We start from the raw sequence: 8,570 nt of genomic DNA, 5'->3' as shown, positions 1-8,570 counted from the left end.
CTTCGACTCACTCGACGAACTTACAACAGCGATCGATACCGCTCTTGACCAAATTTCTATCCCAAAAGTGAGCAACTATTTCTAACGTCTACTATAGGTACTGGCAATGGCGAATTCGCGGCGGCCCATCGCACCAGCTGAAGAAAATGTCCTCAATCATCTTGAGGCATATCTCGAAGAACTGGGCGATACCAACCCGCTTACGCGTGAGATAGCTATCACATACCTCGAAGATCACGGAATCAAGCCTGCCGACGGACGCGATATAATCAAACAGCTACTCCTGAAGGGGTATCTGTATGAGGTTGGTGACGAAATTCGGATTCCACCACGCTCGTGACGAGTTGGTACGTCTGTTGTCTATCAGACTCTTCTCTCTCTCTTATCGCTAGTTCACGCCTGTACCAAACACAACAGATCTTCCCCAGATGGTTCGTTACTTCCGATATACCAGAAATCGATAGTATTTCATGAATATAACTCGAGACGCGAACGATGTACGATCTCACTGGCTTTCAGCGCGATCTCCTGTATGTTATTGCCGGGCTTGAGGACCCACACGGGCTCGCAATCAAAGACGAACTCGAAGACTACTACGAAAAAGAGATCCATCACGGGCGGCTGTATCCAAATCTCGACACACTTGTCGAGAAGGGGCTGGTCGAAAAAAGTCAGCGTGATCGACGAACTAACGAGTATACCACCACTCGTCGAGGAACTCGAGAGATCGAGGCCCGAGTAGAGTGGGAAAACCAGTACATCGATCACGCAAACTGACACCCCATCCGTCTTTAGTTAATACTATCAGTAATACTCGGTAGCCGTGGTTTTCGCCCAAATACGGCCTAGCCACACCAGCTACGGCAATAGAAGGGCGTTTGTGATGGTTACTTATCGCTCGATCTCGCCAGTACTGGTGTCTCATCTGTATCTTCTCCCGCCTCTAATACTGACAAGCATACTTTTGAGAATTGTATCACTCTCAAGCTTAACTAAAGACGAATGGTCTGGCACCTATACGTACGTCTGTACACCGCATGAGGTGGTCGGCATGAAGGGTGCCATTCACGTAGAGTTATCTTCTCTCCGCCCTGATGACGAGGTCTTAGCCTTACTATTTCCAGCCGGCGAAAACGCTACGAGACCATCGGGTGACCGCTCTCTTCTACCCGAGATAGCGTCCGTCACACGGACTCCCGAGCCGGTTCCTCCGTCGGATCGATGCTGAAAAACACCCGTCCGAGTGCCCGTGCCATTCCGACAAGCGTCAGCGCCCACACCACCAGCGCAAACCAACTCCAGTACACAGGCACGACGGAAAGCAGTCCGAAGGTTCCAATCCCGGCGAGATTCAGCGTACACGCCGTGTACATCCCCATCGGGAACACCCGCCCCCACGCAGTCGGCGAGTACGTGTGAACCCCCCTACCGAATCCGAGCCGCAACCACGGGGCCACAATCACCCAAATTGGCGGTCGGCCGTCGACCCCATCGGTGAGGAACTTCCAGACGTCAATCGCGAGCAGCAGGGGGATCCACCAAGAGGCGATCGCCCACGCGAGGAACGTTACGCCGACTATCACTGGTGCATACGGTTCCCAGCCCTGGAACGCCGCCAGCCGCGGGCCGAGCGTCGTCCCCGCGAGCGTCGTGATCGCCGCCGCTCCCATCGTGATCCAATACGGGCCGGTCCAATCGTCGGGGCGGATGGGACCGTCGAGGAGCCGATAGGTGACGACAGTAACGACGACGAAGTAGAGGACATACCCGGAGCCGAAGTAGCTCATGCTCAACAGGACGACTACGTTCCCATACCCTGCCAGCAGTTCAGCGAGCAACCCACCGAGGACCGCGAGCGATTGCATACAGACGATCACCAGCAGGAAGGCGCCGTCGATCCGCTCGCTCACGTCAACCTTACCCGCGCCGATGAACTCGGTCGCGAACAGGTAGTACAACAGCGGCGGCGTGGCGATAACGGCCACGGCCCACAATGCGATCGCACCCGCAAATGCGTCGAAGAAGAGCAGAAACTGGACTCCGACGGTGTTCGTGGCAACAATAAACGTTAGCGTTCCCCAGTGACGGTCTCGGTCCCGCAGATCAGCGAGCGTACGCTCAGGGAATACCGCGGTCCTAACAGCGAACACCGCGAGCAACAGCGCATAACAGGCGACGTTGAACACCGCGAGCGGCCGCGCGACGATCGGAACATTCAGCTCTAAGAATGCGATCGAGATGATTCCCGTCGACATGACGAACCCGAAGTACGCCGGGTCGAGCACCTCAAGGGCGCCACCGATACGGGTAGCGATTGTCGTTCCATCGGCGGAGTTGAGCCGACCGTCCGTATCCGATGGCTCAGTCATTTTTATCCCTCAAGTGGGGACCGATCCCACCGTATCGTACGTCGTTGGTCGTTCCGACCGTAAGTGAGTACCGTTACGCGGTAGAATCACCGATCTCTCGAAAGATATCCCCGAACATGTTCTTTCGGAGCAGTCTTATTGCGCAGAAAATTATTCCAATGTAGTGACGCAGACCCAAACGATCTACGCGAGGATTGGTGGCCGTGAAGCCGTCGAATCAGTCGTAGCTGATTTTTACGAGCGCGTCTTCTCGGATTCACTTCTCAAGCCGTATTTCGAGGATATCGACCGCGATGTGCTGTACGCGCACCAGGTGCAATTCATAAGCGCCGTCGCGGGCGGCCCGGTTTCATACGACGGGGCAGATATGCAGGCCGCTCACGAGGGAATGGGAATTACTGGGGAAGCCTTCGGACGCGTGGCAACATATCTCGCCGAAGCGCTCAGAGGGAACGATGTCAGTGAGCATGATATAGACGCGATCCTCGATGAAGTCGGCGCACTCGAGCCGGACGTCGTCGGTCAGTAAACGAGTGTATGTCGAGTCGGGGACCCTTCGCGGGAAACGTTATTAGTGACTCACTGCTGGACGCGATACACGTAGCCGCCACAACCGCACTGATCGATGACGCTCGTCTCTGCGTCTGGGTAATGATCGCGGATCGGCTCTTCTAGGTAGTCCTCGGGGGTTCCGTGGTTCGAATGCGTGACGAGGTTAACGTGGTAGTCGGCGTCCGTCCGATTGATGGCCGCGAGCGCGTGTTCGATCAGTGTCTCACGATCCTCAGTGTACCGTTCCTCTTCGAGGTTCGCGGACCACGACGCGTCGTGATTCTCGTCGAGAAACGCGGGTAACGACTCGTTGGTTTCGGAGGCAGCGGCGGTACGTTTGCTGTCAGATTCCCGGTCTCGTACAGACATGAGTATACGTATGAGACGGCCACGCCTCCGTATCAGTACGAACATGTTTGCTACGTTTCGCATTCCGGGGAGCCAGATCGGAAGTCACGGATACAATCCCCTTCGATCCCGAGTTCACCACAAATATATGATATTCACGTATCGGTGCTTGCGCCGGGGTCGAACTCGATCGGATTTCGAGGGAGATCGTCGACGAATTCTCGGACGATCGTCCGTTCGACGCGCTGGAGAACCTCGCTGCAGGTGGATTTCGCAATCCCGATCTCGTCAGCGAGTTCGGTTAGCGTACAGGTGCGTGGCACGTCGTAATAGCCGCGGTCGACCGCCTCAAACAACACTTCTCGCTGCCGTTCAGTGATCGATTCGCCAGGATTCAGCCGTTGTTGCACGTATTCGACGTCGAACTCCGCGCCGACGCCCCGAAGCATCTTCCCGAAGTTGGCGATACGCTCGTGGGCGCCGGTGATGTCGATCCGAGCCACACCGTTCTCGATCTCGACTGGCATCTCGATCGGGATACCGGCTTGGCGTGCAGCCGCCATCAACAACGGTGCATGCGCCTCGACGTGAACAGTCGCGATGCCGTCACTCAACGCCATCACCGAGACTTCCTCGATCGTGTCGTGGACCGCTATCGTGTCCAGAATATCATCGATATCGTCAGCGGTGATCTTCACGAGCGCGAACCCCGCGCCGTCTCCGGGAGTCGCACTAAGTACCTGGATCCGCGCCTCCGGGAACTCCCGCGAGATCTCACCGACCCACGGTCCGTCTGGGAGATCAACGTTGAGTCGAGCCTGTGCCATATTCACCATTCGCTGTCACCGGGGAAATGGATTCGTCTTCGTACCCCGATCTCAGTGGATATCGGTTCGTCAGATCGGAGGTGAACGGAGACTCTCACGTGGATTTGGAGATGAGTGCCGCTTCGTATCCCACGGAGTGAGAGTCATCCTATCCCTTTTCGGTCTCTCTGCGAAAATCTGAAAACACACCGGAATATCGATTACCATGACAAATACAAAATCAGAGATAGCAGTCACGTTCAATCCGCAAGAATGGGTCGACGGACCGTACCACCTAGACGATGGGGCAGACAAACAACTGACTCCCGCCGAAAATCGGGATCCAGTAACGTTCGAAATACCCTGGGAAGACGGAACTGACGAGGAGGGAACCGTGTTCCCGGATGAATCGTACGAAGCGAATCAGTTGCGATCCCATCCTGCGGCTCCAGAGTGGGTCCAAAATTGGGAAGGTCCGTACTACATTCGGACAAAATCGGTTGCCGACGAGTAACGGGCAACTGACAGAGCAGATCAAGTACCTCGAGAATAGCAGAATTGAACCATGGCCGCTGAAATCTCACGCTGGTCGCGTCGATACGTTCTCATCGGGGTGATCGCACTCTGTTGTTGGCAGGTGGCCACGGTCGCCGGCCTCCCGCGACGCACGACGGTGGCGTTGGGTGTGTTCGGGTTCGTGTTCCACGTCGTCTTCGGCAAATCCTACGCCCTCGTGCCGGCGTACTTCGACGCCGATCTCGTTTTCGAACACGCCCCGACGGTCCAGTTTCCCTTCATCGTTACGGGGACTGCGTGTCTCGCGCTCGACCCGCTTCTCGTTCGTCGCTTCCGTGTCGACCTCGGCGTTCTCGGCGGTGTGCTCTGGACGGTCGGCGTCACCGTGTTCGTCGGATCGATCGTACTGACGATCGCCGGACCACTCCGACGCGGGACGACTGGAACCGGGGATCACAACGCCGACCGACGGCCGCTCGACCGATTCGCGAATCGCTTCGTCCCGATCATTCTCCTGTATCTCCTCGCCGGTAGCTACGAGACTGTCGCCGGACAGACGGGCGCGCTCCCGCCACTGATCGGCGTGCAGGCCGCCGCGACGCATCTCTTGGCCGCCGGCGCCGCGACGTTGCTCGTGGTCACGCTCGGCTTTCGACTGCTTCCGCGGTTGCTCGGCGCACATCCGACCCGATCGTCGGCTGTCCTCGTCCTCCCCATTGCCGCGACTGCCCCCGGGATCATCGCCGGCGGGTTCGTCGACAAACGATTGCTCCCACTCGGTGCCGCTCTGATGGTGATCGCGATGGTCAGCTTCGCGCTTATCGTCTTCAGAATGTGGTTCCAGTCCGACAAACGCCGAATCGGATTGTACGCCCTTCTCCCAAGCACGACGTTCGGCGTCATCGGCGTCCTTTTGGGCGGTCTCTTCGCGGTCGGCGGCACGTCTCCAGCGTTGATCGAGACCCACCTCCGGGTCAACTTGCTCGGCTTTCTCGGCCTGATGATCGTCGGAACATCGTTTCAGTTCTATCCACCGCGGCTGGGTGCGTTTCCCGGGTCGTCGAACCGTTCCGCGAGCGTAGCGATCGCTGCGCTCGCTTTCGGACTCGGGATCGAGGTCCTCGGTGCCGGTGTGATCGCCGTCCTCAATCCCGCGATGGCGTTGCTTTCGACACAAGCAATCACTCTCGGTCGTTGGCTCACGCTCTGCGGTGCGTTTGGGTACGCGTACCTCATCGCGAGTGTGTTCAGAGCACGATCGACATGATCTTATCAGTCAACTTGGCCCGTATGAAATTGTCATTTCCAAATAATATGATTCTAGCGACTGCTGACCGGCGCCACCGGCCCTGGTCTCTTTACCATGATGGCATTCGGCCTGTACGTACAATACGGTCACGGCGGCGACTGATCCGCGAGTATCGACGCTATCGGTGCTCGATGAGTTCGACACGGACGACGTCGGCGTCTCTCAGGAAATCGATCCGCAGGTCGCCGAACGTCGTCGGTTCCATGAGGAAGGCGACGCCAGACTCGCGTAGGTCGTCACGTGCCGCGTCGATGTCTGGGATGACGTACCGAAGTGCAGGAAGCCGGTCGGAACGTCGACAAGGCCCGCCGGAGTCGCTTCGCCAGACACTCGAATTGCCCGCAGACCTTCCGAGGGAGGCCGTCTTTATCCAGTATAACGACCGGGCTCCGCAGTTTCTGTTCCCGAAGTTCGTGGACCGCGGCTACATGTACGACACCGTCGAGACCGACGAGAGTGTGGTTACGGTGATCTGGGCAGCCCGAGGCGACTGACCCACTCCTCGGACAGTGAGTACCTTCGCTTCCACCGTTCCTTTTTATATAGCCCACCGAATATTTCGTGTTTTCCCACTGTACAGGAATTCCCGTCTAAGATATCCCTTCCACTCTCCTTCATCAAACCGTATGACTCAACGGACACTCGACCGGCGATCGTTCGTTCGGACGACTGCTGCGCTTGGCGTGACCACCGCGCTCGCCGGCTGTGGCGGCAGCAGCGGCGACGGGAGTGACGGTTCCGACGGTAGCGATGGGAGTGACGGCTCCGACGGCGGCAGCGGCAGCCAAGAGTTCCTCTCCGAGGAGCCGGACTACGGCGGCTTCCTCGAAGACGCCAACAACTACGAGCAGACGGTCGACATGACCAGTTCCGACTCGGTGACTGTCGAGGTCGGCGCCGGAGAGGGGCTTGCGTTCGGCCCTGCGGCGGTCGCGGTGTCGTCCGGAACGACCGTTATCTGGGAGTGGACGGGTGAGGGTGGCAGCCACAACGTGTCTGGGTCCGACGGTGATTTCGAAAGTGAGACCGTCGGCGAGGAGGGTCATACTTTCGAATACACGTTCGAGGAATCAGGCACCTATACGTACGTCTGTACGCCGCATGAGGCCGTCGGGATGTTGGGCGCCATTCACGTAGAGTGATCTACTCTCCGCCCTGAATGACGAGTTCCTATCCTATAATTTCCAGCGGCGAAGACACTACGAGTCTGTCGGGTGACCGTTCACTTCTACCCGAGATAGCGTCCGTCACACGGACTCCCGGGCCAATTTCTCCGTCAGATCATTGGTGAGCCACATCCGTCTAAGCGCCCGTGACATTCCGATGAGCGTCAGCGTTCACACCACCAGTACGGGCTGGTCTAGTCTTTGGGGCGGATCGGACGTTCGCGTAAAGCTAGAGGATGAGGCGTTCGACTTCAGAGTGCTTATGGCCGAAATCGAACGCCTCAACGAAGAGATCGCCTGGATCGACTTGTCGTTTATGGAGCGAGACCGAACCCCGCGCTGGGCGATTGAAGAGAGAATTTGCTGTCACTTGACGGGTATGTCACTTCGAGAGGTGAGTAAATTTCTTGAACAATATGGGATCAAACGGAGTCACGTTGCTATTCACAACTGTTCATAAAGCCGATCTACAGCCGATCTCGACCGTCTCCGAGGATCAACTCGCGGTTGACGAGAAGATGATCCGCCTCCACGGCCAGAAATTCTGGCTGTACGGCGCTGTTGAGATTGACGCCCTACGCATCGGTACCCGCGCTGGAGTCGAATTCGATCTGCTTTCGAGGAAGATCGTCGACGAACTCCCGAACGATCGTTCGTTCGACGCGCTGAAGGGCCTCACTACACGTGGATTTTGCGATCCCGACCTCACCAGCGAGTTCGGTTAGCGTACAGGTGCGTGGCACGTCGTAGTAACCATGGTCGACCGCCTCGAACAACAGTTCTCGCTGCCGTTCAGTGAGCGATTCGCCGGGGTTCAATTGCTGTTGAACGTACGCGACATTGAACTCGGCGCCGACGCCCCGAAGCATCTTCCCGAAGTCGGCGATACGCTCATGGGCGCCAGTGATGTCGATCCGAGCCACACCGTTTTCTATCTGGACAGGCATCTCGATCGGGATCTCGGCCTGCTGTGCGGCCGCCATCAACAGCGGAGCGTGTGCCTCGACGTGAACGGTGGCGACACCGTTGTTCAACGCCATCACCGAGATCTCTTCGATCGTGTCGTGGACCGCTATCGCGTCCAGTATCTCGTCGATATCGTCAGCGGTGATCTTCACCAACGCGAACCCCGCACCGTCTCCGGGGGTCGCACTGAGTACTTGGATGCGTGCCTCCGGGAACTCCCGTGAAACCTCACCAACCCACGGTCCGTCCGGGAGGTCAACGTTGAGTCGAGCCTGTGCCATACCGACCATTCGCTGCCACGGGGGAAATGAATTCGTCTTCGCGTCCACGGCAAGGTTGACAGACAGTACCACCTAGACGATGGGACGGCCAAACAGCTGATTCCCGCCAAAAGCCGGGGCCCAGTAACGTTCGAAGTGCTCTGGAAAGATGGGACTGACGAGGAGGGAGCCGTGTTCCCAGACGAATCATACGAAGCGAATCAGTTGTGATCCCATCCTGCGGCGCCAGAGTGAGATCAAAATTGGGAAGGGCCGTA

10 protein-coding genes and 2 pseudogenes are annotated in these 8,570 nt (G+C 57.6%); 8 read left to right on the top strand and 4 right to left on the bottom strand.

Annotated features, from left to right (window positions below; genetic code table 11):
* The first annotated feature begins 106 nt into the window (after positions 1 to 106).
* The 3 genes from ESO89_RS13880 to ESO89_RS13870 all read left to right on the top strand — a co-directional run bounded on the left by ESO89_RS13880 (position 107) and on the right by ESO89_RS13870 (position 1,228).
* The gene (locus ESO89_RS13880) at positions 107 to 340 is read left to right on the top strand and encodes a hypothetical protein (protein WP_095638115.1); all 234 of its coding nucleotides are present in this window, start codon (positions 107 to 109) and stop codon (positions 338 to 340) included.
* Positions 341 to 495: 155 nt separating this feature from the next.
* Entirely contained in the window at positions 496 to 777 is a 282-nt protein-coding gene (locus ESO89_RS13875; RefSeq protein WP_095638116.1) for a helix-turn-helix transcriptional regulator, read from the top strand.
* Between the two features lie 106 nt (positions 778 to 883).
* Positions 884 to 1,228, top strand: a complete 345-nt coding sequence (locus ESO89_RS13870; RefSeq protein ID WP_233139251.1) for a plastocyanin/azurin family copper-binding protein — start codon at positions 884 to 886, stop codon at positions 1,226 to 1,228.
* Here ESO89_RS13870 and ESO89_RS13865 read toward each other — a convergent pair.
* Complete coding sequence (locus tag ESO89_RS13865; RefSeq protein ID WP_128906060.1) at positions 1,185 to 2,369, bottom strand: tellurite resistance/C4-dicarboxylate transporter family protein; 1,185 nt, start codon at positions 2,367 to 2,369, stop codon at positions 1,185 to 1,187. The two genes, ESO89_RS13870 and ESO89_RS13865, sit on opposite strands and share 44 nt — an antisense overlap.
* Positions 2,370 to 2,532: 163 nt before the next feature.
* Here ESO89_RS13865 and ESO89_RS13860 point away from each other — a divergent pair, with 163 nt between their 5' ends.
* Positions 2,533 to 2,898 carry a group I truncated hemoglobin gene (locus ESO89_RS13860; protein ID WP_206731767.1) on the top strand — a complete coding sequence of 122 codons (366 nt, stop codon included), beginning with the start codon at positions 2,533 to 2,535 and terminating at the stop codon, positions 2,896 to 2,898.
* 50 nt (positions 2,899 to 2,948) lie between these two features.
* Here the strand turns inward: ESO89_RS13860 and ESO89_RS13855 are convergent, their stop codons facing one another.
* Both ESO89_RS13855 and ESO89_RS13850 read right to left on the bottom strand, forming a co-directional pair.
* Positions 2,949 to 3,290: a CGCGG family putative rSAM-modified RiPP protein gene (locus ESO89_RS13855; protein ID WP_128906059.1), complete on the bottom strand. Its 342-nt coding sequence runs from the start codon at positions 3,288 to 3,290 to the stop codon at positions 2,949 to 2,951.
* 134 nt (positions 3,291 to 3,424) lie between these two features.
* On the bottom strand, positions 3,425 to 4,096 hold the full coding sequence (locus tag ESO89_RS13850) for a helix-turn-helix domain-containing protein (protein ID WP_128906058.1): 672 nt from the start codon (positions 4,094 to 4,096) through the stop codon (positions 3,425 to 3,427).
* A 544-nt stretch (positions 4,097 to 4,640) separates the two neighbouring features.
* On the opposite strand from ESO89_RS13850, the gene ESO89_RS13840 reads away from it, so the two are divergent.
* From ESO89_RS13840 to ESO89_RS19520, 4 genes and pseudogenes are all read left to right on the top strand, one after another.
* Positions 4,641 to 5,858 carry a hypothetical protein gene (locus ESO89_RS13840; protein WP_128906056.1) on the top strand — a complete coding sequence of 406 codons (1,218 nt, stop codon included), beginning with the start codon at positions 4,641 to 4,643 and terminating at the stop codon, positions 5,856 to 5,858.
* 335 nt (positions 5,859 to 6,193) lie between these two features.
* Positions 6,194 to 6,394, top strand: a pseudogene (locus tag ESO89_RS19410) (DUF2249 domain-containing protein); the annotation flags it as partial.
* Positions 6,395 to 6,526: 132 nt separating this feature from the next.
* On the top strand, positions 6,527 to 7,042 hold the full coding sequence (locus ESO89_RS13830) for a halocyanin domain-containing protein (RefSeq protein ID WP_128906055.1): 516 nt from the start codon (positions 6,527 to 6,529) through the stop codon (positions 7,040 to 7,042).
* A gap of 286 nt (positions 7,043 to 7,328) precedes the next feature.
* Positions 7,329 to 7,632, top strand: a pseudogene (locus ESO89_RS19520) (IS6 family transposase); the annotation flags it as partial.
* A gap of 9 nt (positions 7,633 to 7,641) precedes the next feature.
* Here the strand turns inward: ESO89_RS19520 and ESO89_RS13820 are convergent.
* Positions 7,642 to 8,313, bottom strand: coding sequence for a helix-turn-helix domain-containing protein (locus ESO89_RS13820; protein WP_128906054.1), 672 nt, complete (start codon positions 8,311 to 8,313; stop codon positions 7,642 to 7,644).
* Positions 8,314 to 8,570 lie beyond the last annotated feature (257 nt).

The sequence above is a fragment of the Halorubrum amylolyticum genome (assembly GCF_004114995.1).
Classification (GTDB): Archaea; Halobacteriota; Halobacteria; order Halobacteriales; family Haloferacaceae; genus Halorubrum; species Halorubrum amylolyticum.
The sequence above is the reverse complement of the archived record's forward strand: the minus strand, read 5'-3'. Positions and strand labels throughout refer to the sequence as shown.